Annotated in this window: 1 protein-coding gene; it reads right to left on the bottom strand. The window is 63.6% G+C overall.

Annotated elements, in window-relative coordinates; genetic code table 11:
• Nucleotides 1-1,071 (bottom strand): immunoglobulin-like domain-containing protein (locus AC1DU9_RS29825; protein WP_477811274.1); only part of this gene is annotated, 1,071 nt, incomplete at both ends.

Raw genomic sequence — 1,071 nt, 5'->3', positions numbered from 1 at the left:
GTCCAGCGTTACGGTGACTGGACCGTTCTGCGCGGTCACCGGGGCGCCGTTCTTGTCGGTCAGCGTCGCGGTGTAGGTGATGGTGCCGTTCTCGTCCACGCTCGGCGTCGCGCTCAGGGTCACCGTGGTGGTGTCGTTGACGTCATTGACCGTGTTGCTGACCGGGGTTTTCACCGGGTTGATGGCTTCGAGGTTGCCGCCGTCGGCCGATTTAATCGACTCGGTCACGGTGGTCGGACCTTGGTAGACGTCGTTGCCGACCGTGACCGGCAAACTGCCGGAACTCTGGCCTTCGGCAATGGTGATGACCTTGCCGCTGTCGAGGGTCACGGTGACCGGACCGCTCTGCGCGGTGACCGGTTGGCCCTGGGCATCGGTCAGGGTGGCGGTGTAAGTGATGGTGCCGTTTTCATCCACGCTCGGCGTGGTGCTCAGGGTCACGGTGGTGCTGTCGTTGACGTCATTGATCGTGGTGGTCACTGGCGTGGTGTTTGGCGACACCTGTTCCAGGTTGCCGCCCACCGCGTCCTTGATGGATTCGGTGACCGTGGTCGGCCCTTCATAGACGTCATTGCCGACCGTCACCGGCAAGGAGCCGGTGCTCTGGCCTTCGGCGATGGTAATGACCTTGCCGCTGTCCAGCGTCACGGTCACTGGACCGTTCTGTGCGGTCACCGGGGCGCCGTTCTTGTCGGTCAGCGTGGCGGTGTAGGTGATGGTGCCGTTCTCGTCCACGCTCGGCGTCGCGCTCAAGGTCACCCTGGTGGTGTCGTTGACGTCGTTGACCGTGGTGCTCACCGGGGTTTTCACTGGGTTGATGGCTTCCAGGTTGCCACCCACCGCGTCCTTGATGGATTCGGTAACCGTGGTTGGACCTTGGTAGACATCATTACCCACGGTGATTGGCAAGGAGCCGGAACTCTGCCCTTCGGCGATGGTGATGACCTTGCCGCTGTCCAGCGTCACGGTCACCGGACCGTTCTGCGCCGTCACCGGTTGGCCCTGGGCGTCGGTCAGCGTCGCGGTGTAGGTGATGGTGCCGTTCTCGTCGACGCTCGGCGTCGCGCTCAG

This window comes from Pseudomonas sp. P4_C1, from assembly GCF_056402155.1.
This window is presented reverse-complemented; position numbering and strand designations above follow the sequence as displayed.